Genomic DNA, 26,955 nt, shown 5'->3' on the forward strand with positions numbered 1-26,955 from the left:
TTTTGTTATCTTTAAGCCTGTTTACGGCTGGCCGCAAAAGGCGTATCGAGTGAAGTTATAAGGCCGATGAGATGCGGCCAAATTAAGTTTTAGTAATATAGGATACCATTTCATGGCCATAGGCGTTTTTGACTCGGGGATCGGCGGGTTGAGCATTCATCGCGCGCTCGTCGACAGGTTGCCCCGGGCCGATTTTGTCTATCTGGCCGACCAAAAGCATACGCCATACGGTGACCGTTCGGGAGAGGAAATCGTCGAACTGACGCGACTGGGCTGCGAAACCCTGTTCGACGCCGGTGCGTCGCTGGTGGTCCTGGCCTGCAATACCGCTTCGGCCGTGGCGCTGCGCCGCCTGCAATCAAGCTGGCTGGCCCAGTTTCGCAAGACGTATAAGCGCCCGGTCAATGTGCTGGGCATCATTGTCCCGACCATCGAAGCCGCCACGGGCCTACCCTGGGAACATGAGGCGGAGCGTCGCGGTCCCAAGATTGAAAAGCTGGACGTCATCGGCGTCTTTTCCACGGTTGCTACCGCCCGGTCGCGCGTCTACGAAATCGAAATCGACAAGCGCCGCCAGGATCTCGCGGTCTTTACCGAAGCCTGTTCCGGGCTGGCTGACATGATCGAGCAGGGGGCCGAGCGCGCGCAATTGTCGGCCAAGATCAAGGGCCATGTCGACAGCCTGAAAATCCGGATAGGGCGCTACCCCGACCGCGCCATACTGGGCTGCACCCATTACGAGATCGTCGCTGACCTGTTTCGCGAACATCTGCCGGCTGGAACGCCGCTCATCCACCAGCCGGAGCCGGTCGCCAAGGCTTTGGCCGACTATATCGGCCGCCATCCCGAATATAATATCGGCGATAGCGGACGCCGTGCCTTCCTGACCACGGGCGCGCTTAAATCCCAGTCCGCCCTGGCCGAGGCCTTCTGGGGCGGACCGCTCAGCTTCGAAACCCTCCAAGAGTTTCCGGGCTAGTTATGAAGGCGCGTGCGGCACTCTTTTCGCTCCTTTGCCTAGTGGGAGCATCCGGAGCCGAGGCGGCAACGAAACGCGCTGCGCCGTCGCCCGCCGTTCAATCCGTTCCTTCTCAAGCCAGCGAGGGCGCATCGGGGCAGGAATGGTCGGATGTGACCGAGGTGGTGGTGCGCGCCAAGGTGTCCGGCCCGGCCATGTGGAAACTCAAGCGCGGCGACGCCACCGTGTGGGTAATGGGCGTTCCGGTTGAAACGCCCCAGGATCTGCAATGGGATCAGACGCGATTGAAGCGCATCCTGAAGGGCGTCAACTTCGTCATCGTGCCGGGCTTTTCGCGCGGCAGCAGCCAGGCCGACAAGCGCTGGCTGGCGGGTTCGGAACTGCCTTACGGCACGCATCTGGAAGACGTGGTGGCGCCGAAGACCTATGCCCGTTTCAAGGCCGCGGTCGCGCACGAACCCGGACTTCGAGCCGCCGATTACATACTTGACCGCCCCATGCGTGCGGGCATGGAATTGTTCGAGGATGTGCTTAAAGCCAGGGGCATTCGCCGCTACGACATGACGCGTCAGGTCATGGCCCTGGCCGATGCCGCCGGGGCGCGCACAAAGATAGCCTATACGGTTAATGCCGACCTGTTGTCTGATCAGTGGCTGCTGCTTGACGCCAAGGGTAATGAAGCCTGCCTGACCATCTTCCTCGACGGCATAGACAATTTGAAAAGCCTGCCTGGCATGACGCGCGCGTGGTCGGAGGGGGATGTCAAAACGGCGCTGGCCAGTTATCGCGACTCAGCGATGCTGACATGCAACCTGACGACGCCGGGCTGGCGTGAGCAATATGATGCGCTGTTCATCGGTGGTATGGTGAGCAGTATCGGTGAGGCACTGGCCAAGCCGGGCAAGAGCCTGGCTGTGGTCCCTTTCAGCGACCTGCTGCGCAAGGACGGGGTACTGGATCGCCTGCGTGCGCAAGGTGTGGAAGTCAGCTCGCCTGTCGAGTAACGGTAGGTCGAGTAAACGGTAAAACGGTCACAAAAGCGTTGTAGTCTGACGCCGCGTATCCGGAGACTTTTGATGTTCAAGCGCCTGTTGTTTGCCCTGGTCCTTCTCATAGCCTCGATCATCACGGCCTCGATTGCCACAGTGTCAGCGGCGCAGGAAACCTGGTCGGAAACGGAAGTTGTGGTGCGCGGCAAGGCGGCCGTCGGTCCGGCCTTATGGCGCATCAGCGACGGCGATAGCCAGGTCATCATACTCGGCATCCTGCCGGTATTTCCGAAAAAGCAGAAATGGAGCACGCAGCGGATCGAAAACGCCCTGCGCGGCGCCAATCGCCTGATCACCCCGCCGGCCAGCAGTATTGGCCTGGGCGATATGTGGATGATGATGTCGAAGAAGGGGCTGCCGGATCGCGGCACGCTGAAGGACAGTCTGCCGCCGGCGCTTTATGACCGCTATGAACGGACGGCAAGGCGCGCGGGCGTGTCCATCAAGGACTTTGCGCGCGACAAGCCGATATGGGCAGGGGCGCGTCTGCGCCGCGAAATCTTGCAAAAATATGGCTTGAGCGACGACGAACCCGTTGCCACGATTCGGCAGCTGGCCCGCTCCGCCGGCGTGCCGGTTAAGGCGGCCGGCCGCTATGATATTGGTCCCATGTTCAAGGCGGTCAACGCGATGAACGAAGACAGCAGCGAAGCCTGTCTGGTCTATACACTGGATGATATCGACTTCGATATCGACCGTGCGCCGTTGGCGGCCCGCGCCTGGGCGGTCGGTGATATCGCGACGGTGCGCACCAATTATCAGGGATCGGCCTTGATCAAGTGCCTGTCGGGGTCTTCGCAGTCGGCGGGCATAATGGATCGCGGTGTCGGGGATTCGGTCACCGCCGTGTCGGCGGCCCTGGCCAAGCCCGGCAAGACGGTCGCCGTTTTACCGCTGGGGCTTTTGCTGCGCAAGGGCGGCATTCTGGATCGGCTTCGCGGCATGGGCTACAACGTATCGGCGCCCCAGGATTGAACAGGCCGAAAAAAAGGCCGCGAAAAAAGGCCGGAAGCATAGCCTCCGGCCTTCCATAATGCCCTTTTCCGGTTCAGGCCGCTATATCGGCTGGGGCCGTGACCCGGATCAGATGATCGAAGGCCGACAGGGCTGCCTTTGACCCTTCACCCATGGCGATGACGATCTGCTTGTACGGCACGGTGGTGGCGTCACCGGCGGCGAAGACGCCCGGCACCGAGGTTTCCCCGCGCGCATTGATCTCGATCTCACCGCGCGGCGACAGGGCGATCGTGCCCTTCAGCCATTCGGTATTGGGCAGAAGGCCGATCTGCACGAAGATGCCTTCCAGTTCGATGCGATGCTCAATGTCGTGGATACGGTCCTTGTAGCTGAGGGCTGTAACCTTGGCGCCGTCGCCATGTACTTCGGTCGTCGCTGCGTTGAGGATGACCGTGACGTTCGGCAGGCTGAACAGCTTGCGTTGCAGGACGGCATCGGCGCGCAGTTCCGGGGCGAATTCCAGCAAGGTGACCTGGGCTACGATGCCGGCCAGATCGATGGCCGCCTCGACGCCGGAATTGCCGCCGCCGATCACCGAAACGCGCTTGCCCTTGAACAACGGACCGTCGCAGTGCGGGCAATAGGCCACGCCCTTATTGCGGTATTCTTCTTCGCCGGGCACGCCCATCTGGCGCCAGCGCGCGCCGGTCGACAGGATGACCGTGCGGGCCTTGACCGAGGCGCCGGACGCCAGCTTGATTTCGGTCAGACCGCCGGGCAGGGCGGCCGGGATCAGGGCCGTGGCGCGTTGTAGGTTCATGATATCGACATCATATTCCTTGACGTGCTGTTCCAGCGACGCGGCCAGTTTCGGACCCTCGGTGTGGGAGACGGAGATGAAATTCTCGATCGCCATTGTATCGAGCACCTGGCCGCCGAACCGCTCGGCCACGACGCCGGTGCGAATGCCCTTTCGTGCCGCATAGATGGCGGCCGAAGCGCCCGCCGGGCCACCGCCGACAACCAGCACGTCGAATTCCGACTTGGCATTGATCTTCGCGGCTTCGCGTTGATGCGCGCCGGTATCGATCTTGGCCAGAATTTCTTCCAGTCCCATGCGGCCTTGCGAGAAGGCTTCGCCGTTCAACAGGACGGTTGGCACGGCCATGATCTGGCGCGCTTCGACTTCGGCCTGGAACAGGGCGCCGTCAATGGCGACATGCTTGATCTTCGGATTGAGCACGCTCATCAGGTTCAGGGCCTGCACCACGTCGGGACAGTTCTGGCAGGTCAGGGAGAAATAGGTTTCAAAGCGCAGCTCGCCGTCGATTTCCAGCGCCTTCACTTGGTCGATGACGTCCACCTCGACACGGGGCGGATGGCCGCCAACCTGAAGCAGGGCAAGCACCAGTGAGGTGAATTCGTGTCCCATGGGCAGGCCGGCGAATATGACGCTGATGTCGCTGCCCGGACGGACGATGGCAAAGGACGGCTTGCGGGCATCGGCGCCGTTGGTCTTAAGCGAGACCTTGTCCGACGCGGCGACGATATCGTTCAGCAACTCGACCAGTTCGCGCGACTTGGCGCTGTCATCGATCGAGGCGATCAGTTCGATGGGGGTGCGAAGGTTTTCCAGATAACCCTTCAACTGTGCCTTCAGGCCGTCGTCCAACATGATTTTACTCCGAAATGAAATGGGGGCCAGGCGCGCGGGCAGCAGGTCGCCACCGCGCGCAGCCTGTTGGCGACGCACGGTGGCGAAGCCTTGAGGTTTAGATCTTGCCGACGAGGTCGAGCGAAGGCGCCAGGGTCTTTTCGCCTTCTTCCCACTTGGCCGGGCAGACTTCGCCGGGGTGAGACGCGACGTATTGCGCGGCCTTGACCTTGCGCAGCAGTTCGGCGGCGTTGCGGCCGATGCCTTCTGCAGTGACTTCGGTGAACTGGATCACGCCGTCCGGATCGACCAGGAAGGTGCCGCGATCAGCCAGGCCGATGCCTTCACGCATGACTTCGAAGTTGTTGGTGATCTGGCCCGACGGGTCGCCCAGCATGGTGTACTTGATCTTGCCGATGGCCGGCGACGTGTCGGCCCAGGCCTTGTGCGAGAAGTGCGTGTCGGTCGAAACGCTGTAGATCTCGACGCCCATCTTCTGGAAGGTGTCGTAGTTGTCGGCCAGGTCTTCCAGTTCGGTCGGGCACACAAAGGTGAAGTCGGCTGGATAGAAGAAGAAGATCGACCACTTGCCCTTCAGGTCGGCGTCGCTGACGTCGACAAACTTGCCTTGCTTGTAACCGGTGGCTTTGAACGGCTTGATGGTGGTGTTGATGAGGGCCATTGGGGGCTTTCCTTGAATTGAGTTGAACCGGGTTAAGCGGAACGAGCGGACAATCGCAAAAAAAACACCATAGAGCAAATTTGTTTTATTTTATTTTTGAATAGATTTTATTTATAACGCTTAAAGCGTCGCCGCCTCGGCGCGCACGACGGCGGATATGGCGTTGACAACGGCGCCGATCCGCAGCGCCGCCTGACACTGAATCGCGCCGACCCCATGGCTGCGCAAGACTTTTTCGTGACTGTCCATGCACAGGCCGCAGCCGTTGACGGCCGATACGGCCAATGACCATAGCTCAAAATCGACCTTATCGACGCCGGGGTTAGTCAGGATGTTCATGCGCAGCCCTGAGCGCATCGTCTCATATTCCTTGTTATGCATCAGGTGCAGGGCGCGGAAGTAGACATTGTTCATGCCCATGATGGCGGAGGCGGCCTTGGCAGCGGTTATGGCCTCGGGCGAAATGACCTGCGCGGCGGCGGCTTCCAGATGGGCGAGCACAGGCGCGACACCCACCGCATGGGCGCAGGCCAGGAAGGTGCCCCATTTTTGCTGATCGCTGAGCAAGGTTTCGGCCAGCAGATTATCCAGGTTCAACGCCAGGTCGCGTCCGTAGGCGGGGATCATTTGGCGAAGGGCGTCGATGGACATGGGCATCTCTCAATAAAATCTATTCATTTTGACATTTTGATAAATTTGATTTATAAAACGCCAGTGTATTCCGTGAAAGTGTTCCATGCTTCCGACCCTGCGACAATTGCAATATCTAAAACTTCTGGCTGAACATAAAAGCTTCAACGGCGCGGCCGAGGCGGCCTTCGTGTCGCAGCCGGCCCTGTCGTCGGGTATCGCCGAACTGGAAAAAAACCTGGGGACGCGGCTGGTCGATCGGTCACGCGGCCAGGTCATTCTGACCGCCGTCGGCGAGGAGACCCTGAAGCGGTCCGAGGATATCCTGGCGCGTACGGAAGACCTGGTAGAAGCCGCGCGCGGCGCCAACCGGCCGTTGACCGGGCGGTTCCGGCTTGGCGTCATTCCCACCATCGCCCCATTTCTCCTGCCCAAGACCCTGCTCAAGCTGCGTCGCGACTTTCCCGATTTGCGCCTCTTCCTGCGCGAAGACCAAACCTCGCGCCTGATCGCGTCGCTAAAGTCGGGCGCGCTCGATGCGGCCGTGATCGCACTGCCGTATGACCTGTCGGGACTCGACAGCGCCTTTATTCTCAAGGACGAAATCCTGGCGGCCACGCCGAGCAATCATCGGCTTGCCATCAATGACCGGATTTCGCCGGAGGATTTAAAGGGCGAGGAGCTGATTCTGCTCGAAGACGGGCATTGCCTGCGCGATCACGCCCTGGCCGCCTGTTCCTGGACCTCTCCGACCGGCACGTCGGAAAACCTGAGCACCTATACGGCCAACCACGGTGGCGGCTTCGCGGCGACCTCGCTGAATACCCTGGTCCAGATGGTCGGTTCGGGTCTGGGCGTGTCATTGGTCCCGGCCATGGCGGTCGAATCCGGTCTGGTCAAGGCGGCCGATGTCAGCGTGCGGCCCCTTGCGTCGGACCACGCCTTCCGCGATATTGTGGTCGTGTGGCGGGCGGGCTCGAGCCGCGCACCAGAGGCCAGACTTCTGGCCGAGTCTCTAAAGTCCTAAGTGGCCAGACTTCTGGCCGACTCGCTAAAGTCTTAAGTGGTCAGGGTTCTGGCTGCCTCATTGAATCCGAGAGTGATCGACCGCATGAAACGCGTCCTGTGGCTTGGTTGTGTGGTGTTGGGGCTGCCGCTTCTGGCCGCCTGCTCGAAGCCGGCGCCTGAGGCGGAAGAGACGTCCGTTTCCGCCACGCCGCCGCCGCCGGTGGTCGATCCCTGGCCGGGCAATTATGAAGGCGAGCTGATGGTTCGTATCAGCGGCGGCTCCGGCACGCACAAGGTCGTGCTGGTCGAAGCCGAGACAGACTGCGATGGCGATGTCGGATTGGCCGGCGGGGAACCGGCTCGCGACGTGTCGGCGACGGAGCTTCGCGTGGTCCTGAAACCGGACGACAAGACGGTCTGCACCATCCGTATTGTCCGCGATGGCGGCAAGGTCACGGTCAGTGAAACGGGCATTTGCACCGCCTATCATGGCCTGTCCTGCCCCTTTGAAGGCACGGCGTCGCGGGTCAATTAGAGCGCCGGGCTGCGCCTTCGGATTTCATCCTCGAACGGGTATTAGTCCGGTACGTTCCGGTTCAATTCGTCCAGCCAGATGCGGGCATTGGCGTCCGACGGCATGCGCCAGTCACCGCGCGGGGAAAGCGCACCGCCCGAAATCAGCTTTGGCCCATTGGGCACGGCAGACCGCTTAAACTGAGACATAGAGAAGAAGCGGGTCAGGAAAACCGACAGCCATGCCTTGATGTCCGCAAGCGCATAGCTGCGCCGCTTGTGCACAGGGAAATCCTGCGGCCATTCGCCGCCGGCGGCATCGCGCCAGGCATGGTAACTGAGAAAAGCAACCTTGGACGGCTTAAGCCCGTAGCGGGTGATGTAATAGAGATTGAAGTCCTGCAATTCGTAGGGACCGACCTTGTCTTCGGTTCTCTGAATGGCGCCGGCATCAATAGGAATAAGCTCCGGTGAGATTTCGCGCTCCAGAACCGATTGCAGGATGCGGCCTGTCCTGGGGTCGAATTCACGGTGTGCCGCCCAGCGGATCAGGTGCTGGATCAGGGTCTTGGGTGCGCCGCAATTGACATTGTAGTGGCTCATATGGTCGCCGACGCCATAGGTGCACCAGCCCAGCGCCAGCTCCGACAGGTCGCCGGTACCGACCACGAAGCCTCGCTTTTCACCGGCCAGGCGGAACAGGAAGTCGGTGCGCAGGCCCGCCTGAACGTTCTCGAAATTGACGTCATATACTTTTTCGCCGCGCGAATAGGGATGGCCGATATCGAGCAGCATGCGTTTGGCCGCTGGACGAATATCCAGCACTTCCGAGGAGATGCCCAACGCCTTCATTAGCCTCAGCGCATCGTTCTTCGAGCCTGTCGATGTGCCAAAGCCTGGCATGGTGTAACCGTGAATGTTTTCGCGCGGGATGCCGAGGCGGTCGAAGGCCTTGCAAGCCACAATGACGGCATGGGTCGAATCCAGGCCGCCGGAAATGCCGATTACGACGTTGCGGGTGCCGCTGGTTTCCAGCCGTTGCATGAGGCCATGGACCTGGATGTTGAAGGCTTCGTAACAGTCTTCGTCCAGACGTTCCCGATCCGTCGGCACATAGGGAAAGCGCGGGACCTGCCTGTGAAAATCGGTCAGGTCGTGCGTTTCGTGATCGAACAGGGTGACGGATACGTCGAACGGCACCGTCCGGCGGGCGTCATTGAACGTGACGGTACGCAGCCGTTCGGCGGCGATGCGATCGACATCGACATCGGCCAAGGTGACGCTATCGGACGTAAAGCGCGGTCCTTCGGCGATCAGGTCGCCGAGTTCATAAATCAGCGACTGGCCGTCCCAGGCCAGGTCGGTGGTCGATTCGCCCGGTCCGGCGGCGGAATAGGCATAGGCACAGAACAGACGCTCAGATGCAGCGGCACACAGGCGTTTGCGCGCCCGCGATTTGCCGACCACGACCGGGGATGCCGACAGGTTGACGATGATATTGGCACCGTGCAGGGCCAGCGGCGTCGATGGGGTCTGCGGCACCCACAGGTCTTCGCACACTTCGACCCCGAAGGTGAAGGCTTCGAAATCAAGCGCGCGGAAGATCTGGTCCGTGCCAACATAGACCGGCTGTCCGGCCAGTTCGATGTGCGTCGGCGGCAAGTCTGCCGCAGAGGCGAACCAGCGTTTTTCGTAATATTCACGGTAGTTGGGCAAAAAGGTTTTCGGTACGATGCCGAGTGCCCGCCCGCGATGGATGACGGCGGCGCAATTATAGACGGCGCCCTGAATGCGCATCGGCAGGCCGACCACCAGCACCGGACGGATGTCGCCGGACGTGGCGATCAGTTCGCTGAGTGCGCCCTTTACCGATTGCAGCAGGATATCCTGGGTAAACAGGTCGTCTATGGCGTAGGCCGACAGCGACAGTTCCGGAAAGACGACCAGATCGGCCCCGGACGCGTCGGCGCGACGGGCCAGAACCAGATGTTCGGTCAGATTGGCTTGCGGATCAGCAATATGTACCTTTGGCGTGACGCAGGCGATGCGGACAAAGCCGTGAACGGCCGGTGACAGGAAGTCTGACATTTCGATGGACATTTCATCATCTCCGGCAGGGTTTGGCATCAGGATACGTCTTTTGGGTAGCTAAATCAAAATAATGACGACGTAGCTATGAAAATTTGCCGTCATTTTTCGTAATTCGCGCTTATGGCCTGTGTAAATTCGCCTATTTCGTTTCTATAGAAACAATGGGTGGCGGCGGTGCGTTAGGCCTTTTTTATTCCCCGCGCCATTTTTTAAAAGCGCGCCTCCCGCGCCTCTGATATGGGAGGCCATCATGACCGTAACCTTCCAAGACATCGAAGCGGCTGCCGAACGTATCAAGGGCCATGTCGTTCGCACGCCCTGCACCTTCAGCCAGCGCCTGAGCGCGGCTTACCGCACCAAGCTGTGGCTTAAGTCGGAAAACCAGCAATATACCTCGGCGTTCAAGGAGCGAGGCGCGCTTAACAAGCTGCTGCAACTGAGCGACGCCGAAAAACAGCGCGGCGTCTTTGCCGCCTCCGCCGGTAATCACGCGCAGGGGCTGGCCTATCACGCCAAACGCCTCGGCATTCCCGCTACTATCGTCATGCCGGTCGGTACGCCGTTCGTGAAGGTGGAAAAGACGCTTGGTTACGGCGCCGAAGTGGTCATCGACGGCGCCAATTATGACGAAGCCTCCGCCATCGCGCAAAAACTGTGCAGCGACAAAGGGGGCGTCTACGTCCATCCGTTCAATGACGAACAGGTCCTGACCGGCCAGGGCACCCTGGTTATCGAAATGTTGCAGGATGTGCCTGAACTCGATGTGCTTCTGGTGCCGATCGGCGGCGGCGGCCTGATCGCCGGTGCGGCAATTGCTGCCAAGGCCATCAAGCCATGGATCAAGGTCATCGGCGTCGAAGCGGCCATGTTCCCGTCCTTTACGGCCCGCCGCCGCGACATGCCCCTGCCCATGGGCGGATCGACCATCGCCGAAGGCATAGCAGTCAAGGCGGTGGGCGACCTGACCTTCGCCCTGGCCAATCCGCTTGTCGACGACATATTGGTCATCGACGAATCGGATTTCGAGCGCGGCATCGCGGCCCTGGCCAATATCGAAAAGACGGTGACCGAAGGGGCGGGCGCCGCCGGCCTGGCCGCCGTCATGCGTTTCCCCGAGCGGTTCGAAGGCCTCAATGTCGGCCTGATTCTGTGCGGCGGCAATATCGACCTGCGCCTCTTGGCCTCGGTGCTGCAACGGGAACTGGTTCGCGAAAAGCGGCTTGTCACCTATCGTATTTTGGGTGACGATCGTCCCGGCATGCTGTCGCGCATGGCCGACGTCATCGCCGACAAGGGCGGCAACATCGTGGATGTGGCGCACAATCGCCTGGTTCTGGATGTGCCGGCCAAGGGAGCGGAATTCGACATCATGGTCGAGACGCAAGGCCCGCGCCATGCCTTTGAAATTTCAGAAGCCCTCAGGAGCACCGGATATGCCTTACGGATGGACTAAAACGTCTGGCACGTGGACCAAAAAACTCCCTCTCTTTGCAATCGCCTTCCTCTTAGCTGCGTGTGGACAAGCCATGGACAAGACAAACGCCCAAACCGTTTCGGAACAAAATCTGCAAAAAGGTCAGGCCTTCCTGGCCGACACGGCCAAGGTGCCGGGCGTCGTCGTCCTGCCGTCGGGCGTGATGTACAAGACGGTATCGAAATCGCCGACACCGGGCGCTCAGCCGACCGTCGCTGACAAGGTGACCATCAATTACGAAGGCAAGTTGCTCGATGGGTCGATTTTCGATTCCTCCTATGCTCGCAACGAACCGGCCAACTTTCCGCTCAACCGTCTGATTTCCGCCTGGCAGCAGGTCATTCCATTGATGCATGTCGGGGACGAGATCGTCCTCTATACGCCGCCGACCTCGGCCTATGGCGAGCGCGATCTGGGAGAAATCCCGCCCAATTCGACCCTGATCTTCCGTGTGCAACTGCTGGGCATCAACCAGTAATGCGTATCCTGACATGTGCGGCGCTGGCGCTGGTGACCGCTTCACTGGCCTTGACCGGCTGCAATGACCGCTCGACCTCGGCCCAACTTGAGGCCATGCAGGCGTCGGCCGATGCCGCCGCCGCCCAGAACCTGAAGGACGGCGAAGCCTATCTGGCCGACATCGCCAAGCAGCCGGGCATCGTCAAGCTGCCGTCGGGCGTGATGTACAAGATCGTGTCGCGCGCGCCGCAACCCGGCCCGCAACCGAAGCCAAGCGACCAGGTGACCATCCAATATGAAGGCAAGCTGATTAACGGCAAGGTGTTCGATTCGTCCTATGCCCGCAATCAGCCGGCGACCTTCCCTCTCGCGCAACTGGTGCCGGCGTGGCAGGAGGTTATTCCCTTGCTGCATGTCGGTGACGAAGTGACCCTATATACGCCCTCTTCGTCCGGTTATGGCGAACGCGACATGGGCGACATCCCGCCAAATTCAGCTCTGGTCTTCCGGATACAATTGCTCGGTATAGCCCCTTAAAGAGATGGCGCGACGTATCAGTTCCATGCGCGCGCCATCCCCTTAAGCCTCAGGTCTTACCCCTTGATGCGTTGGATCAGGGCGGTGGTGGACGGATCGTGCGGCGCGATGGCGGCGCCCTGGATGTCTTTCAGCACATTGACCCCCAGCGTCTTGCCCAGTTCGACGCCCCATTGGTCGAAGCTGTTCAGGCCCATGACGATGCCTTCGACAAAGGTCTTGTGCTCGTACAGGGCCAGAAGCGCGCCCAGTGTTTCCGGCGTCAGTTCCTCAAGCAGGACCAGGGTCGATGGCTTGTTGCCCGGGCATACCTTCTGCGGCGCGATCTGGGCCGTTCTGGCCTCATCGAAACCGAGCTTGCGGCATTCCTCGACCGAGGTCTCCATCGACTTGCCGACCATGAAGGCTTCGCCCTGGGCGATCACGTTCGACAGCAGCTTTTGCTGCATGTCCAGGCTGGCTTCGCTGTTTTTAGCGGCGGCGATGAACTCCAGCGGGACGATATCCTCGGACTGGTGCAGCATCTGGAAGAAGGCATGTTGCGCATTGGTGCCTTCGTCGCCGAAGACCACCGGACAAGTCGCCGTCGTGAGCACATCTCCGGTCGGCGAGGTGCGCTTGCCGTTCGATTCCATTTCTAGCTGTTGCAGGAAGGCGGCGAGGCGGCGCAGCCGGTGCACATAGGGAATGACCGCGCGGCTGGTGCGGCCGAGCCCGATGCGGTTATAGATCTGGGCTGCGGCCAGAAGGACCGGCGCGTTCTTTTCCATAGGCGCGGTCAGGAAGTGCTGGTCCATGGCGTGCGCGCCGTCGAGCAGGCGCTGATAAACGTCGTAGCCGAGCGCAATGACGACTGACAGCGATACCGCCGACCACAAGGAGTAACGGCCGCCAACCCAGTCCTTGAACCCGAAGACACGATCGGCCGGAATGCCGTAGGCGCCGGTCTTGTCGGGTGCGGCAGATACCGCCGCCAGATGGGCCTTGGCGGCCTCTTCACCCAGGCCCTGGATCAGCCAGTCGCGGGCGGCCAGGAAGTTGGCCAGGGTTTCCTGGGTGGTGAAGGTCTTGGAGACGGCGATGACCAGGGTTTCCGCCGGATCGAGGCCGGCCAGTGCAAGGGCCAGTTCAGAGCCATCGACATTGGCGACGAAGCGGATATCGATCTGCGGCTGAAGCGGCGTCAGGCCCTGGAAGACCAGACGCGGACCGAGGTCGGAGCCGCCGATGCCGACATGAATGATGGTCTTGAACGGCTTGCCTGTTGCGCCGGTAATGCGCCCGGCACGAATGCCATCGGCATAGGCCTTCATGGCGTCGCGCGCCGTCTTGACGTCGGTGGCGATTTCGTCGCCGCGCAGGCGCTGATTTTCACTGTCGGTATCGCGTAGAGCGACATGCAGTACGGCGCGGCCTTCGGAGACATTGATCGTCTGACCGGTCCACATTTTCTCACGCGCCGCGGCCAGACCGCTGTTTTCGATGGCGGCGATGGCGGTGTTGAAGCCGGCCCGCGACCAGCTTTGCTTGGACAGGTCGACATGAATGCCGGCAACATCCAGGCTCATGCGCGCCAGACGGTCGGGGTCTGCTGCGAATTGATCAACGATCTTGAGTGAGGCGTCGGCATAGGCCTGTGTTTTCAGGGCATCGAGGGTCATTTCAGTCTCCTGTGGTCCAGATCGCGGGTGACGATTTTCAATGGGTTCCATGTCAAGCTTTTAGCCAGCCGTAAAGAGCCTAGCTGTCGTGTTTTTTGAATAAATTTTCTATGTTCAAGAATTGGTCTTAGGCCTTGCCACGCGTCCACAACGGCACTACACACCAATGCTCCCTTGCCTTTGAGCGTGTCTTTTACCGCCCCCACCAGGGTCATACCAATATGTATGGGCAGGGTGGCGATCAGAAGCCCCGTCGGCATGGATTTGAGATATAGCCATATTCGGTTGCGGTAACCGTGATAGAGCGCGAAATCCGACCGCACGCCCAGACTGGCCGAACCGACGTGACGAACGATGGCGTTGGGGACAAGCAGGCAACGCTCACCGGCCATTCGGGCACGGAACCCCAGGTCGGCATCCTCGCAATAGCAGAAGAAGTCTTCGTCGAAGCCGCCCAGTTGCGCCCACAGGTCGCGATGGATCAGCATGGCCGCACCGCAGGGGGCAAAAACCTCGGCGATCTCTAGTCCGTCCGGACGGGTATGGCCAATGCCGGCGCGATAGGGAAAGCCGAAAAAGGTCAAGGCATCTCCGGCGCCGTCCAGTCGGTCGGGGCGGTCATCATTCAGTTGCAGCGAGGTGAACAGCCGAACATCGGGATAAGCGGCAATGGCGTCGCGCATGGCGTCGAGCCAGCCGGCATCGAGGAAGGCGTCGGGATTGATCAACCCGATCCATTCGCCGGTGCTTTCGGCGGCCGCGCGGTTCATACCGACGGCAAAACCGAGATTGATCGGGTTGGCAATCTGGCGCACCGACGGATATTTCGCGGCAAGGGCGGCCATGTCGAGATCGCCAGGCGAATTATCGGCATGGATGATTTGCGCATCCTGCGCCGTCAGGGCGGCCAGGCAGCGATCGATGTTTTCGGCAGAACGATAACTGAGCGTAATGAGGCTGAACATTAAGTCCCAATCTCCCTGCCTGCGGGTGGGGGCGCCAAAACCGTCAGTCATACAGGCCGTTCCATTCGTTACGCACGCTGTCATCCGCCTCATCGTGGGCATATTGGGCCTGAAGCACCATGAAGGCGTCCGCGCTCAAGCCCTGCTTCAATCCCCATACCGCCGCTCCGCGCACAACCGCGCTGTCATCGCTCAGGCCCGCCCGCAAAGCTGTTGCCGCCTCCTGGTCCCCGGTGTGGCGGAAATGGTTGCCCAGTGCGTAGTTCACATTGCGCAGAAATGAGGCGCGTCCAATGCGCTTGATTGGCGACTTGGAAAACAGGGCGCGAAATTTGGCGTCGTCCAGCCGGGCCAGGTCGGTCAGTTTCAACCCGTCGAACCCGTCGCGAGCCTGCAATTTGGCCTCGTGCGTGGCCTCGGCGAACTTGTTCCATGGGCAGGCGGCCAGGCAGTCGTCGCAGCCATAGATACGGTTGCCCATGGCGCGGCGGAACGGTTCAGGCCAGTGCCCGCGCGTCTCGATGGTCAGGTAGGACAGGCATCTGCGCGCGTCCAACTGGTACGGTCCCGTAAAGGCATTGGTGGGACACGCATCGAGGCAGGCGGTGCACGATCCACAATGATCGCGTTCGGGCGTGTCGTCTTCCAGCACGCGGTCCAACAGGATAACGCCGAGAAACAGCCATGAACCGAACTCACGCGACACCAGATTGGTGTGCTTACCTTGCCAGCCAAGGCCGGCCAAGGCCGCCAGCGGCTTCTCCATCAGAGGCGCCGTATCGACGAAGACCTTCAGTTCGCAGCCCGTCTGAGACACGATCCACGTCGCCAGTTGCTTGAGCTTCTTCTTTATCAGGTCGTGATAGTCGTCGCCGCGGGCATAGACGCTGATATTGGCCATTTCGGTCTGGTCGAGCAGGGCCAGCGGATCGCTGTCGGGGCCGTAATTATAGCCGAGCACCAGGGCGGACCGTGCGCCCGCCCACATATTGCGCGGATGTTGGCGGCGTTCCAGCGTCTCTTCCATCCAGCTCATGTCACCGTGAAACCCAGCTTCAATAAAGGTTTTCAGCCGGTCGGACGCCGCCCATGCCTCCGGCAGCGCGGCAAAACGCGCGGCGCTGAACCCGAGCGCTTTGGCCTCGGTGCGGATAGCGGTGGCAAGGTCGGTAATGGGCTGATGCTGGCCCATGGGCGCTTTCCCCAAATGTGCCGTACGGTTCTGGACGAAAAGCGCCTAGAAATCGAGTTCTTTGTAATGGGTCGATGCCGCCACGCCCGGCAGCTTGTCGGCCAGGAGTGGCCGGAAGCACGGGCGTGATTTCATCACCATGTACCAGGTCTTGAGGTGCGGGTAGCGGGCCCAGTTGATCTCATCGAAATAGTCGAGGATCGATAATTGGCCGGCGGCGGCAAAGTCGGCATAGCTGAGCGCGTGCCCCGCCAGCCAGTTGCGTGCGCCGAGCAGGCTTTCGAAATACCGCAGGTGATCCTTGAGCGCTTCGCGCCCGGCCCGCATGGCGGGAATGTCGGGGACGCCGCCGCCCATCAGGCGCTTTTCCATTTTTTCGTGAAGCAGTAGCGCATTGACCTCATAGTCGAACTTGCGCTCGAACCAGCCGACCAGGCGGCGGGCTTCGGCGCGTTCGTTGACATTGGCCGGCCACAAACGGATGTCCGGGTAGGCCTCTTCGAGGTGCTCCATGATGGCGCGGTCCTCGCAGATGCGATGGGTCTGGCCGCCGGACTCCTGCTCGGGCATCTCGACGAGAATGGGCAGGAGTCCCGACGGGTTTAACCTGAGGATGGTGTCGTCCGGTTCCCAGTAGCGGACCGGGATCTCTTCGAAGCTGAGCTTTTTTTCGCCCAAGGCCAGGCGAATCGTCCGGGAATGCGGGTCGAAGGCGAAATGGTAGAGCTGGCGGGTATAGGCTGTCATTGCGGTGACTTATGCCTTATTCGGCGCGTTTAAGTCAAAACCTGTTGGGGGTTCTTCACCGAAAACGCCGCCATGCGGTTCTGCCAGCCCCTGGGGGTCGGCATGGATCAGAATATCGGCGTTGGGAAAGACATCCAGCAGGCGCTTTTCGGCACCGATGATGATCTTGTGCGCGGCATCAAGCGACAGGGTCGGCGACATTTCTACGTGGGCCTGGATCAGAATATAGGGCCCCATCAGGCGCGTGCGCAATTGATGGACACCCAGCACTTGCGGGTCTTGCTTTATCAGGTCGGTGATGCGGGCAACGTCTCCGTCTTCAAGCCCGCGGTCCATCAGGTGATCGGCGGCTTCACGCAGGACCTTGAGGGCGCCCCAGACGAACCAGGCGGCCATGGCGAAGCCGGCGATGGCATCCATCTGCACAAAGCCCATGGCCGCCGCGACCACGCCGATCAGGGCGATCGAATTGCTGACCAGATCGGTGACATAGTGCATGCGGTCGGCGGATATAGCGACCGATTGGCTGCTTTTCAGGGCCAAGTTCTGAAACAATACCAGGCCGATGGTCAGAATGATGGAAACGATCAGCACCCCGATGGCCAGGCTGGATTGCGTAACCGGCTGTGGATTTTTCAGATGCTCGACGCATGACTGCATGATCAGCGCTGCCGAGGCAAAGACCAGTCCGGCCTGGACCAGGGCGCTGAAGGCTTCCGCCTTGCCGTGACCGAAGGGGTGCTCCTTGTCCGGCGGTGCCTTGGCGTAACGCACGGCGGCGAAGGTGATCAGAGAGGCCAGAAGGTCGAGGCCCGAATCGGCCAGCGACGCCAGGATGGATTGCGACCCGGAAAAATAGAGGGTGATCCCCTTCATCACCACCATGACACAGGCGACGACGACCGATAGACTCGACGCCAGCAATACCAGATTGCCCGAAGAGGGCGTAGAGGCGGGCGGCGGCGGTGCGGATGGGCTCATCTATCTGTCTTAGCACTTCGCCTGTGGCGTGCAAGTGTGTGGCTCATGACGCAGGTCAGTAAAAAGGTGTTAACAAAATGTAAAAGTGGGTTGGAGCTCGGCGGCGAACCATGTAGCGTCGGAAATAATCAATCTTGATAATTCTGTCGGCTTTCGTTTCGTTAATTGCACAGGGACACGAGCATGTCACGCGTTTGGATCAGCCGCAGCGAAGCCTTGGCGCGTCTCGAGGTCAAGCCGCAAACCCTCTATGCCTATGTCAGCCGCCAGCGAATCGCGGCCAAAAGCGATCCGAGCCACCCGCGTATGAGCCTGTATGCGCTGGACGACGTTGAACGTTTGTCGCGGCGGGCGCCGGGACGTATCGCCCGCACATCGACGACACCGTTGCCGATGCAGACCCTGTCGGGCGGCACAATCACCCGCGGTGAAGCCGCTATCGATACCGAGATCGCCATCACGATCGACGGTCATCACTATATTCGCGGTCGAGACCTCGTCGATTTGGCGGCGACGGAGAATTATGAAGCCGTGGCCGCTTTGTTGTGGCGGTCAGAAAGCAATAACCCGTTTGGGCCGCTAAAACCGCGTCCCGATGTCAACTTTCCCGGCGGACCGCGCACCCGCGTGCTGTCCATGCTCAGTCGTCGCCTGGAAGAAGACGCCTTGTCGGATGTCGATCCTCGGCGCGATCTCGCCCTGGAAGCAGCCAGCCTGGTCAACGAAATGTTCGATTCGGTCACCAATGGCGGACCGCGTCTGTTCTTCCACCAGCGCCTGGCGCGGGCATGGAAGGTCTATGACAGCAAGGATGTAGACCTGTTGCGTCGTGCGCTCGTCCTGTCGGCGGACACCAGTCTAGACGAGGCCACGCTGGCGGTACGTGTCTCCGCCGCGACCATGGGCCCTCTGGCTATCGCCGCGATGGCGGGATTTGCCACCTTGACTGGACCGCGCCTTGGCGGACGTATTTCGCGCGCCGAATCCTATGTCACCCAGGCGCGCCGCACCGGCAATCCGGTGACCCTTGCCAAATCGCTGCTCGACAAGGGCCTTGAACTACCGGGATTTGAAAAGGACCCGTCGCCGTCGGAGTCTTTGCGCGCTCGCGCCCTGATTGATGCCGCGCCGCATATGGGCGAGGACCTGAAGACAATCCTCAAGGTTGGTGAAGACTTGACCGGACAAAGTGTCGGCATGTCATTGGCGCTTGCCTTGATCGGTCGCCATCTCGACCTGCCACGCGAAGCGCCGATGACATTGTACGGCCTGGGCCGAAGCGCCGGATGGCTGGCCCATGCCATCGAGCAGATGCAGACCGGCGGATCGCCTAAGGCGCGCCTGCGTTACATCGGTATCCACCCCCATTCGGCGGGGTGATCATCTGTTGGCAATAGGTGCGCGCGGAAATCAACCCAAAGCGTTCGCACACGCAAAAATTACCTTCGAAAATTGCGCGAATGACGATTTCCTTTGCTGAAATTTCCCTCTAAGACTGTTGCATCTTAGAGGGTTTTTTCATGCATTATCTGTTGGCTGCGCTTCTCGGTCTGATCGAAGGACTGACGGAGTTCCTTCCCGTTTCCTCGACCGCGCATCTGCTGATCGCCGAAAAGCTGATGGCCTTTAGCGATCCGGGCGGCAATTTCGCCGTCATGATTCAGCTGGGCGCCATCTTGGCGGTCGTCGTGCTCTATTTCCAGCGTCTCTTCAAGGCGGTGATTTCCATTCCAACCAGCGCAGACTCCCGCCGCTTTGCCATCAGCGTACTGGTTGCCTTTTTTCCGGCGGTTGTTATCGGCGTAGTGGTGAAAAAATCCGGCCTTCTGAGCGATTTTTTCGAGAACGTGCCATTGATCTGCAGTGCCCTGATCGTTGGCGGCATTGCCTTGTGGGCGGTCGATAAATTTGCACCGAAGCCCGTCTATCACGATTCATCGGCACTGGATGTCAAGACGTCGCTGCTGATCGGGCTGTTCCAGTGCATGGCCATCATCCCCGGCATGTCGCGTTCGGGCTCAACCCTGATCGGCGCCATGGTGTGCAAGGTGGATAAGAAGGCCGGGGCTGAATTTTCATTCTTTCTGGCTATCCCGACCATGCTTGGCGCCTTTGCCGTCGAATTCGCCGACAGCCACAAGCTGCTGACCGCCGATCAATACGGCCTTATCGCCATCGGCTTCGTCGTCGCCTTCCTGTCGGCCCTGCTGGTCATCAAGCCTTTTATTGGCTTCGTGCAAAAGCGTGGCTATGGGTTGTTCGCCCTGTGGCGCATTCTGGTGGGTGTCGGCGGTCTGGTCTGGTGGTTCGGCTTTGCCCACGCTGGCTGATCAGCCCTTCAGATCGTCCGGCACGCGCCCGCCGCCTTCTTCCAGTTTGCGCATAACCGCCTTATGCAGCCAGATGTTCATATGGGCCGTATCGCCCTTGTCGCCGATATAACCGAGTTCATCGGCCAACTGACGGCGGTGTTCCAGGCTGGAATCGAGCCCGACCAGCTTCATCAGGTCAACAATGGAGTGGCGCCAGTTGAGCGCCTCGCCAGCCTGCTCCGCCGCCGTGTCCAGAATGGGCGCGACATCAACCAGCTCTGTTTCCAGTATAGCCGGCGTCGCCATGGTGGTGGCCGGAGCGATGGCGGAGGTGTGGACCGGTGGCACCGGCGCGGCCATGGTCGGGGTGCCCGGCGATTGCAATTGCTTGTGAAAAATGAAATCGCGGATCGTGGTGAACAGGCCCATGACGTGGCTCCTTATGATATTACCTATATAGGCTACGCCCGGCGGATATAAAGATGCGATTACGGTTTGCGCCCGTGCAGCCGTTCATGAAATTTAGGCACGGTGTCGCTGGCCTGGCGGGCGGCCATGTCGCGGCCCCTGTGTTCGGCTCCGGCGATCAGGTCCGGGATCAGGTCGGCCTCCGGCAGGTTTTTCCAGTACTTCTTCGGCATTTCCGTCTGCATCATCTTTACCTTGAGGCGGGCCGGATTGAAAATATTGGCAAAATAGGTGCGCCACAGGTCGTCGGCGTCATCCTGGATGTCGGGCTTGTCAGCAGGTGCATCACAAAACCGCACGTCTGTGCCGTCCCAAGATATCGCGCCTTTGGGCGTCGCGATCAGCCAGTCCATGTCGGCAAAGCGGCGGCGAAAAAAGCCGGCATTGCGGGCGACGATGAAATGGTCGGGTTCGAACCACGATACAAAGGCGCGGCGTTGGCCGCTGGCGGGGACTTCCTTGAACCGGACGAAGGCGTGCATCTTGTGGCTATCGCGATGGACGGACCGGTCGAACGCGTGTGCGCGGGCCACATCTGGATCGGATCGGATGTGTAGCAAGGCATGTTCGGTCTGCAATCGCCACAGCAGACGGTAAGCCAGGTCGAAGCGCGACGGATCGCTATGACAGATCAGACTTTCGGCCAAAGGCAGGAACGCCTTGGGCACTGATACCGGTGCGGCCCCACCGATGGGCGGCGATGCGGGCGCCGAAAACAGATCGCTGCCGGCCGCATCCTCGCTAACCCATTCGATGTCGCGCGGCACCGTGCCCTGGCTCAGTAGAGCCCGCGCCGCGGTTCGCCATTCCTCGAAATCGCCACGCGCCCGCAGAACAATCCTCACAGCAAAACCAATTGCTGGGGTTCCGGCACGAACAGACTGCGCAAATCGCTGCGGTCGATCAGCTTAAGCGGCGACCAGCCACTGGCGGTAACGAAGGCCTGGACTTTTTTCACCGACACCTTCAGACGCATCAGATCACCCATGGCCAACCGTTTGAACTGTCGTGCCGACAGGATGGCCTTGACCGTCTTTGTACCGAAGCCGGGCACGCGCAGGAGCATCTCCTTGTCGGCGGTATTGATATCGACCGGAAACCGTCCACGATTTTCCAGCGCCCAGGCCAGTTTCGGATCGATGGTGAGGTCGAGCATACCGTCGGGGCGTCCGGCGGTGATTTCTTCGATGCCGAAACCATAGAAGCGGTAGAGCCAATCAGCCTGATACAGGCGATGTTCGCGCACCAGCGGCGGCTTAATCAGCGGCAAGGCCTTGCTGGCGTCGGGAATGGGGGAAAAGGCCGAATAATAGACGCGGCGCAGTCGATACGCGTCATAAAGACCGGCGCTGGTCCCCAATATGGTGGCGTCTGACGCCTCATCGGCGCCGATAATCATCTGGGTCGACTGCCCGGCCGGCGCAAAGGTCTTGCGGCGGCGGGTCCGCAGCGTCGGTTCGCCGGCTTCATCTATTTTCGTTTTCAACTCGCCCATTGAGCGGCGAATATTGCGCGGGTGCTTTTGCGGGGCGAATTTTTCGACCCCGGCATCCGTCGGCAGTTCGATGTTGATCGACAGGCGGTCGGCGAAAAGTCCGGCTTCCTCGATCAGCTTCGCCGAGGCGTCGGGAATCGTCTTGAGGTGAATATAGCCGCGGAAATTATGCGTTACGCGCAAATCGCGCGCGATGCGCACCATCTGCTCCATGGTGTAATCCGAATTGCGGATAATGCCGGACGACAGAAACAGGCCCTCGATATAGTTGCGGCGGTAAAATTCGAGTGTCAGCCAGATGACCTCCTCCGGCGAAAAGCGCGCGCGCTCGACATTGCTCGATGAGCGGTTGATGCAGTAGGCGCAATCATAGATGCAGAAATTGGTCATCAGAATCTTGAGCAGCGAAATGCAGCGGCCGTCCGGCGCATAGGCGTGGCAGATGCCCGACCCTTCGGTAGATCCCAATCCTCCCGATTCCTGGCCACCCGACCCCGACGAATCGCGTCGGGTGGTCCCGGACGAGGCGCATGACGCGTCGTACTTGGCCGCATCGGACAGAATGGCCAGACGCGCTTTCAAACTCTTTTTCATAATTGTTCATGATATGTTCTGTTTGCGAACGCGTCAATCCATGTATGGTGGTCGCCATGAACGATATCGTGATTGTGTCCATCGCCTGCGCCAACGAAGCGGAGGCGCAAAGCCTGACCGGATTACTGGTCACCGCCCGTCTGGCTGCGTGCGTGCAAAGTCACGAAATCCGCTCGGTCTATCGCTGGAAAGGCGAGATCGACCGCGCGGATGAAATCATGCTGACAGCCAAGACCCTGACCGACCGTCTGCCGATGCTGGAAGCCCTCGTCAAGCAGCACCACAGCTATGACGTGCCGGAAATCATCGCGACGCCGGTGGTCTGGGCCAGCGACAGCTATGCCGCATGGCTGCGCGAGGCTCTCGACTAGGGCTTGTGGAATTTCAGCGTCATGCGGTCCGATTCACCGATGGCGTCGTATGTCTGGCGCTCGGCGTCCGTCAAGGTGCGAGTGTTATCCTTGCTCTGGCGGACCGGCGGCAGGGTCCAGACACCGAAGGGATGATCGCGCGTATCCTTTGGATTGGCGTTGATTTCCGATCGGCCGTCGAACACAAAGCCCGCCTTTTCCGCCGCCTGAATGACATAGGATTCCGGCACGTAGCCGGTTCCCGCCTTCGGGTCCGCACCCTCCGGCGCGCGATGCTGCTCGACCGCCAATATGCCGCCCGGTTTCAGGGTGGTGTAGAAGATTTTCAGGTAGGTATCGGTGGTTTCGCCCTGACGCGCCCAGTTGTGGAAGGCGCGTGCCACCAGTAGGAAATCGGCTGAATTGGCCGGCAGATCGCTGCCTTGCGGTGTCAGCGTCTTGGCCGATACGGTGCCGTAGATGGCGGTATCCGCCACTTCCTTCCAGAAGGTCTCATCCTTCGGGTTCCGCAAAGCCGCGATATAGTGCCCACCGGTCGCCTTGGCATAGGGCGCCAGGATTTCAGTCCACCATCCCTTGGCGCCGGGGTCGACCTCGACAATGGTCATGCCGGGCTTGAGCCCCCAGAAGGCCAGCGCCTGGGCCGGATGGCGGTAGGCGTCGCGCGCCTTGTTGACATCGCTGCGCCAGGCGCCGTTTATGGCGGTTGTCAGGGCCGCGTCGTCGGCGACGGCGGGCAGGCTTGTGCATAGGCTTACGGCGGCAAAGGCGGCGATCAGGGTACGGCGGGCAATCATGGGGTCCTCCTGTTTTGCGAAGCCTTAGCAAGACTGGCGGGCTGTGTCTTGTCACAACGCCGTCAGGACGATACACACGAGCAGAGATCAGTGAGGTTGTTCATGACAGAGATTTCGGGCATCTGCCCGCCCCAGTTCGCCGCCGTCAAGGATGCCTTCGCCGCCAATTTCGCCAACGGGCTCGAACGCGGCGCGCGGTTCACCGCGGTGATCGCCGGGCAGACGGTTTTGGATATATGGGGCGGCAATGCCGACCGCGAAGGTGCGGTGCCGTTCAGCGATCAGACCCTGACGCCGATCTTTTCAACCGGCAAGGCGGTCATGGCGACGCTGATTGCGCGCTTGGTGGACACGGGCAAGCTCGATTACGAGACCGCCGTGGCGCATTACTGGCCGGAATTCGGCCAGAACGGCAAGTCGAACATCACGGTCGGGCAACTGATTTCCCATCAGGGCGGCTTGCCCGGTTTCTCTCCGCCCCAGGACCCCAGCATCTGGTTCGACGTCGAGGCCACGCTGAAAGCGCTGTGCGACCAGACACCCCTGTGGACGCCGGGCGAGGGGTCCGGTTATCACCCTATCGCCGGTGGCTACCTGCTGAATGAGTTGCATCGCCGCGTCGATGGCCGGACCATGGGGACGGCCTTGCGCGAAGACATAGCCGAACGTTTCGGCCTCGATCTTATGATCGGCACGCCGGACGCCTATGCGTCGCGCATCTCGGTCATGCAAAAGCCGACCAGCGCGCCTGACCTGGGGACGCTCGATCCCATCAAACAGGCGGCATTCCTCGACAAGGGCTCCGCGCCGGCAGGCAAGGGCTCGGCCGATTGGCGGCGCATGGAAATTCCATCCGCCAATGCCCACGCCACTGCATTGGCGCTCGCGGATTTCATGCAGATCATCGCCAACGGCGGGCAACTGAAGGGCGAGAAGCTTCTGTCGGTCAATACCCTGGGCCAGGCGACGCGCGAACGCGTCTATGGGCAGGACCGGGTCTTGCCGTTCAAGCTGTCCTGGGCGGCGGGATTCCTGCGCAACACCGGAATCCGTATCTACGGCCAGAACGAACGCGCCGTGGGCCACAGCGGCTGGGGCGGGTCATGCACGCTGGCAGACCCCGAGCGCAAGCTCAGCATTGGCTACGTCATGAACAAGCAATCGGCTTACCTGATCGGTGACCCTCGCCCGGTCGGGCTGATCGACGCTCTCTACGCCTGCCTGTAAGCTCGACTACGCCTCCAGCGGCTTGATCGCCTTCAGCCGCCGCCAGGCGCCGAAGGCGAAGACGAGGGCGCCCAGCCAGATAAACGCGAAGGATATGCCGCGCAACAGGGTGAAGGTTTCGCCCTGGAACAGACCGATGACGAGCGTGCTGGTCGGCCCGATAAACTGGATAAAGCCCATTGTCGATAACGGCAGGCGGCGGGCGACATAGGCGAACAGGACCAGCGGCAGGACGGTGACGGGGCCGGTCAGGACGAACCAGAAGGCCTGGGACGGCACAAAGAAATGGCCCTGCCCGGTGCCTTCGAACCAGATGAGATAGATCAGGGCGGGCAGGAAGAGATAGGCGCACTCAACAAACAGACCCGCCAGGGCCGGTATGACGAGTTGCTTACGCAATATGCCATAGGATCCGAAGGTGGCGGCCAGGAACAGCGCGATCCACGGTACATGGCCGATGGCCAGCGCCTGAATAACGACGCCAACAGCGGCCAGCGCAATCGCGCCCTTGCCCCAATTGTCCAACCGTTCCTTGAACAGCACCGCGCCTGCGGCCATGTTGAGCAAGGGGTTAAGGTAGTAGCCGAGCGAGGTTTCTATCGTGTGGCCATTGGTCACCGCCCAGACATAGACGCCCCAATTACCGGCGATGAGCAGCGAGGTAACGGCGAGCATCGTGCGCAAGTGCGCGGATTTGAACGCCGCGAAGACCTCGGGCCATTGCCGGGTCATAAAGACCAGGCCGCCGGCCCAGATCAGCGCCCATAGCGAGCGGTGGGCGATGATTTCGATCGCGCCGCCGCCGAAATGGTGGATCGGAATGTAGAACAGCGGCACGAACCCCCAGATCAGGTAGCACATGACGGCCAGGCTGATGGGCGAAGTGACGGGGTTGGACGTCTGGGACGACATATCGAATATCCAGAAAGAAAAAACCGGCGGAACCTGTTCGTTCCGCCGGCTTATAAAAACTTACAGTGCGAAGTTTCTTAAGCGTCTACGGAAGTGATCACACCGCGTTCGTCGAGCAATTGCGCAATCTGTACGGCGTTGAGCGCCGCGCCCTTGCGCAGGTTGTCCGCCGCGCACCACAGCGAAATGCCGTAGGGCACGGTGGTGTCGTTGCGAATGCGCGAAACGAAGGTGTCGAATTCCCCCACGACTTCGATAGGGGTGACGTAGCCACCGGCTTCACGCTTGTCGATAACCTGGATGCCCGGCGCTTCGCGCAGGATCTCGCGGGCTTCGCGTTCATCGAGCGGATTGTGGAATTCGATATTGATCGATTCGGAATGGCCGACGAAGACCGGGACACGCACCGCGGTCGGCACGACATCGATCGTCGGATCGAGTATCTTGTGCGTCTCGACGATCATCTTCCACTCTTCCTTGGTGTAGCCGTCGTCCATGAAGACGTCGATGTGCGGAATGACGTTGAAAGCAATCTGCTTGGTGAATTTCTTCGGGGTCTTGTCGCCCATGCCGTAAATGGCCTTGGTCTGGTCCCACAGCTCGTCCATGCCCGCCTTGCCGGCGCCGGCGACCGACTGATAGGTCGATACGACCACCCGCTTGATCTGGGCGGCGTCATGCAGCGGCTTCAGCACGACCAGCATCTGTATGGTCGAACAGTTGGGGTTGGCAATGATGTTCTTTTTCTTGCAGTCCCAGATCGCATCCGGATTCACTTCGGGAACGATCAGCGGCACGTCCGGGTCCATGCGCCAGGCCGAGGAGTTATCGATGACGATCGGACCGGCCTTGCCGATCTTTTCCGACCAGGCCTTCGAGACGTCGCCGCCGGCGCTCATAAGGACGATATCGACCTTGGAAAAATCGAATGTTTCGAGGTCAACGCATTTGAGGGTTTTTGTTCCGAAGGAAACCTCAATACCCACCGATTTACGCGAAGCGACGGCGTAAATGTCCGAGACGGGGAAGTTCACTTCTTCGAGGATCGTCATCATTTCACGACCCACGGCGCCGGTGGCGCCGACAACGGCGACCCGATAACCCATAATGCTGCTCCTTGATAATCTGCGGCGTCGAAATCCGCCACGGGCAAATGACGCTTTTTACCCGCAATTACAAGGGCGAATTGAACAATTCGCC

The 26,955-nt window shown here is 60.5% G+C and carries 27 protein-coding genes; 12 read left to right on the top strand and 15 right to left on the bottom strand.

All coding sequences use genetic code 11. From position 1 onward, the window contains the following. Nucleotides 1-112: 112 nt before the first annotated feature. The 3 genes from AEAC466_RS29125 (at nt 113) to AEAC466_RS29135 (ending at nt 3,003) form a co-directional block, all read left to right on the top strand. Entirely contained in the window at nt 113-979 is an 867-nt protein-coding gene (locus tag AEAC466_RS29125) for a glutamate racemase (protein ID WP_023457312.1), read from the top strand. A 2-nt stretch (nt 980-981) separates the two neighbouring features. Continuing rightward, on the top strand, nt 982-1,983 hold the full coding sequence (locus tag AEAC466_RS29130) for a TraB/GumN family protein (protein WP_023457313.1): 1,002 nt from the start codon (nt 982-984) through the stop codon (nt 1,981-1,983). A 72-nt stretch (nt 1,984-2,055) separates the two neighbouring features. Next, complete coding sequence (locus tag AEAC466_RS29135) at nt 2,056-3,003, top strand: TraB/GumN family protein (RefSeq protein ID WP_023457314.1); 948 nt, start codon at nt 2,056-2,058, stop codon at nt 3,001-3,003. Nucleotides 3,004-3,076: 73 nt separating this feature from the next. Here AEAC466_RS29135 and ahpF read toward each other — a convergent pair whose 3' ends face one another. The 3 genes from ahpF to AEAC466_RS29150 all read right to left on the bottom strand — a co-directional run bounded on the left by ahpF (nt 3,077) and on the right by AEAC466_RS29150 (nt 5,972). Continuing rightward, nucleotides 3,077-4,660: an alkyl hydroperoxide reductase subunit F gene (gene ahpF / locus AEAC466_RS29140; RefSeq protein ID WP_031238410.1), complete on the bottom strand. Its 1,584-nt coding sequence runs from the start codon at nt 4,658-4,660 to the stop codon at nt 3,077-3,079. A gap of 97 nt (nt 4,661-4,757) precedes the next feature. Beyond that, nucleotides 4,758-5,321: an alkyl hydroperoxide reductase subunit C gene (gene ahpC / locus AEAC466_RS29145; protein ID WP_023457316.1), complete on the bottom strand. Its 564-nt coding sequence runs from the start codon at nt 5,319-5,321 to the stop codon at nt 4,758-4,760. A 120-nt stretch (nt 5,322-5,441) separates the two neighbouring features. Continuing rightward, the gene (locus AEAC466_RS29150) at nt 5,442-5,972 is read right to left on the bottom strand and encodes a carboxymuconolactone decarboxylase family protein (protein WP_031238411.1); all 531 of its coding nucleotides are present in this window, start codon (nt 5,970-5,972) and stop codon (nt 5,442-5,444) included. 85 nt (nt 5,973-6,057) lie between these two features. Between AEAC466_RS29150 and AEAC466_RS29155 the strand changes: the two genes are divergently transcribed. Both AEAC466_RS29155 and AEAC466_RS29160 read left to right on the top strand, forming a co-directional pair. After that, complete coding sequence (locus AEAC466_RS29155; RefSeq protein WP_023457318.1) at nt 6,058-6,978, top strand: hydrogen peroxide-inducible genes activator; 921 nt, start codon at nt 6,058-6,060, stop codon at nt 6,976-6,978. An 84-nt stretch (nt 6,979-7,062) separates the two neighbouring features. Next, the gene (locus tag AEAC466_RS29160; protein WP_031238412.1) at nt 7,063-7,494 is read left to right on the top strand and encodes a hypothetical protein; all 432 of its coding nucleotides are present in this window, start codon (nt 7,063-7,065) and stop codon (nt 7,492-7,494) included. A 41-nt stretch (nt 7,495-7,535) separates the two neighbouring features. Here the strand turns inward: AEAC466_RS29160 and AEAC466_RS29165 are convergent, their stop codons facing one another. Then, nucleotides 7,536-9,572, bottom strand: a complete 2,037-nt coding sequence (locus AEAC466_RS29165) for an NAD(+) synthase (RefSeq protein WP_031238413.1) — start codon at nt 9,570-9,572, stop codon at nt 7,536-7,538. Between the two features lie 241 nt (nt 9,573-9,813). Between AEAC466_RS29165 and AEAC466_RS29170 the strand changes: the two genes are divergently transcribed. The 3 genes from AEAC466_RS29170 to AEAC466_RS29180 all read left to right on the top strand — a co-directional run bounded on the left by AEAC466_RS29170 (nt 9,814) and on the right by AEAC466_RS29180 (nt 12,033). Further along, nucleotides 9,814-11,016: a threonine ammonia-lyase gene (locus AEAC466_RS29170; protein ID WP_023457321.1), complete on the top strand. Its 1,203-nt coding sequence runs from the start codon at nt 9,814-9,816 to the stop codon at nt 11,014-11,016. A 73-nt stretch (nt 11,017-11,089) separates the two neighbouring features. Beyond that, entirely contained in the window at nt 11,090-11,515 is a 426-nt protein-coding gene (locus tag AEAC466_RS29175; protein WP_023457322.1) for an FKBP-type peptidyl-prolyl cis-trans isomerase, read from the top strand. Beyond that, nucleotides 11,515-12,033: an FKBP-type peptidyl-prolyl cis-trans isomerase gene (locus AEAC466_RS29180; RefSeq protein ID WP_023457323.1), complete on the top strand. Its 519-nt coding sequence runs from the start codon at nt 11,515-11,517 to the stop codon at nt 12,031-12,033. The genes AEAC466_RS29175 and AEAC466_RS29180 overlap by 1 nt, the downstream gene beginning before the upstream one ends. Nucleotides 12,034-12,089: 56 nt before the next feature. On the opposite strand, the gene pgi is transcribed toward AEAC466_RS29180, so the two are convergent. From pgi to AEAC466_RS29205, 5 genes are read right to left on the bottom strand one after another with little or no spacing between them, the layout of a single operon-like run. Further along, complete coding sequence (gene pgi, locus AEAC466_RS29185; protein ID WP_023457324.1) at nt 12,090-13,694, bottom strand: glucose-6-phosphate isomerase; 1,605 nt, start codon at nt 13,692-13,694, stop codon at nt 12,090-12,092. Beyond that, the gene (locus AEAC466_RS29190) at nt 13,691-14,659 is read right to left on the bottom strand and encodes a glycosyltransferase family 2 protein (protein ID WP_023457325.1); all 969 of its coding nucleotides are present in this window, start codon (nt 14,657-14,659) and stop codon (nt 13,691-13,693) included. Before AEAC466_RS29190 ends, pgi begins: the two co-directional genes overlap by 4 nt. Nucleotides 14,660-14,702: 43 nt before the next feature. Next, a complete protein-coding gene (gene queG, locus AEAC466_RS29195; protein ID WP_023457326.1) occupies nt 14,703-15,851 on the bottom strand; it encodes a tRNA epoxyqueuosine(34) reductase QueG in 1,149 nt (382 codons plus the stop codon). A gap of 45 nt (nt 15,852-15,896) precedes the next feature. Further along, nucleotides 15,897-16,598, bottom strand: coding sequence for an FtsZ-binding protein FzlA (gene fzlA, locus AEAC466_RS29200; protein ID WP_023457327.1), 702 nt, complete (start codon nt 16,596-16,598; stop codon nt 15,897-15,899). A 9-nt stretch (nt 16,599-16,607) separates the two neighbouring features. Beyond that, entirely contained in the window at nt 16,608-17,579 is a 972-nt protein-coding gene (locus tag AEAC466_RS29205) for a cation diffusion facilitator family transporter (RefSeq protein WP_023457328.1), read from the bottom strand. A gap of 183 nt (nt 17,580-17,762) precedes the next feature. Between AEAC466_RS29205 and AEAC466_RS29210 the strand changes: the two genes are divergently transcribed. Continuing rightward, complete coding sequence (locus AEAC466_RS29210; RefSeq protein ID WP_023457329.1) at nt 17,763-18,959, top strand: citrate/2-methylcitrate synthase; 1,197 nt, start codon at nt 17,763-17,765, stop codon at nt 18,957-18,959. 140 nt (nt 18,960-19,099) lie between these two features. Then, nucleotides 19,100-19,909: an undecaprenyl-diphosphate phosphatase gene (locus AEAC466_RS29215; protein ID WP_023457330.1), complete on the top strand. Its 810-nt coding sequence runs from the start codon at nt 19,100-19,102 to the stop codon at nt 19,907-19,909. Here AEAC466_RS29215 and AEAC466_RS29220 read toward each other — a convergent pair whose 3' ends face one another. From AEAC466_RS29220 to AEAC466_RS29230, 3 genes are read right to left on the bottom strand one after another with little or no spacing between them, the layout of a single operon-like run. Further along, nucleotides 19,910-20,320: a DUF3597 domain-containing protein gene (locus tag AEAC466_RS29220; protein ID WP_023457331.1), complete on the bottom strand. Its 411-nt coding sequence runs from the start codon at nt 20,318-20,320 to the stop codon at nt 19,910-19,912. Between the two features lie 59 nt (nt 20,321-20,379). Then, the gene (locus AEAC466_RS29225) at nt 20,380-21,204 is read right to left on the bottom strand and encodes a TIGR03915 family putative DNA repair protein (protein WP_023457332.1); all 825 of its coding nucleotides are present in this window, start codon (nt 21,202-21,204) and stop codon (nt 20,380-20,382) included. After that, a complete protein-coding gene (locus AEAC466_RS29230) occupies nt 21,201-22,448 on the bottom strand; it encodes a putative DNA modification/repair radical SAM protein (RefSeq protein ID WP_023457333.1) in 1,248 nt (415 codons plus the stop codon). The genes AEAC466_RS29225 and AEAC466_RS29230 overlap by 4 nt, the downstream gene beginning before the upstream one ends. Before the next feature lie 56 nt (nt 22,449-22,504). Here AEAC466_RS29230 and cutA point away from each other — a divergent pair, with 56 nt between their 5' ends. Continuing rightward, on the top strand, nt 22,505-22,819 hold the full coding sequence (cutA, locus tag AEAC466_RS29235; RefSeq protein WP_052025081.1) for a divalent-cation tolerance protein CutA: 315 nt from the start codon (nt 22,505-22,507) through the stop codon (nt 22,817-22,819). Here cutA and AEAC466_RS29240 read toward each other — a convergent pair. Beyond that, nucleotides 22,816-23,616 carry a class I SAM-dependent methyltransferase gene (locus AEAC466_RS29240; protein ID WP_023457335.1) on the bottom strand — a complete coding sequence of 267 codons (801 nt, stop codon included), beginning with the start codon at nt 23,614-23,616 and terminating at the stop codon, nt 22,816-22,818. The two genes, cutA and AEAC466_RS29240, sit on opposite strands and share 4 nt — an antisense overlap. A gap of 102 nt (nt 23,617-23,718) precedes the next feature. On the opposite strand from AEAC466_RS29240, the gene AEAC466_RS29245 reads away from it, so the two are divergent. Further along, entirely contained in the window at nt 23,719-24,843 is a 1,125-nt protein-coding gene (locus tag AEAC466_RS29245) for a serine hydrolase domain-containing protein (RefSeq protein WP_023457336.1), read from the top strand. A 6-nt stretch (nt 24,844-24,849) separates the two neighbouring features. Here the strand turns inward: AEAC466_RS29245 and rarD are convergent, their stop codons facing one another. Beyond that, a complete protein-coding gene (gene rarD / locus AEAC466_RS29250; RefSeq protein WP_023457337.1) occupies nt 24,850-25,755 on the bottom strand; it encodes an EamA family transporter RarD in 906 nt (301 codons plus the stop codon). Nucleotides 25,756-25,832: 77 nt separating this feature from the next. Further along, entirely contained in the window at nt 25,833-26,861 is a 1,029-nt protein-coding gene (locus AEAC466_RS29255; RefSeq protein ID WP_023457338.1) for an aspartate-semialdehyde dehydrogenase, read from the bottom strand. Between the last annotated feature and the right edge of the window lie 94 nt (nt 26,862-26,955).

The organism is Asticcacaulis sp. AC466 (assembly GCF_000495815.1).
Lineage (GTDB): Bacteria > Pseudomonadota > Alphaproteobacteria > Caulobacterales > Caulobacteraceae > Asticcacaulis.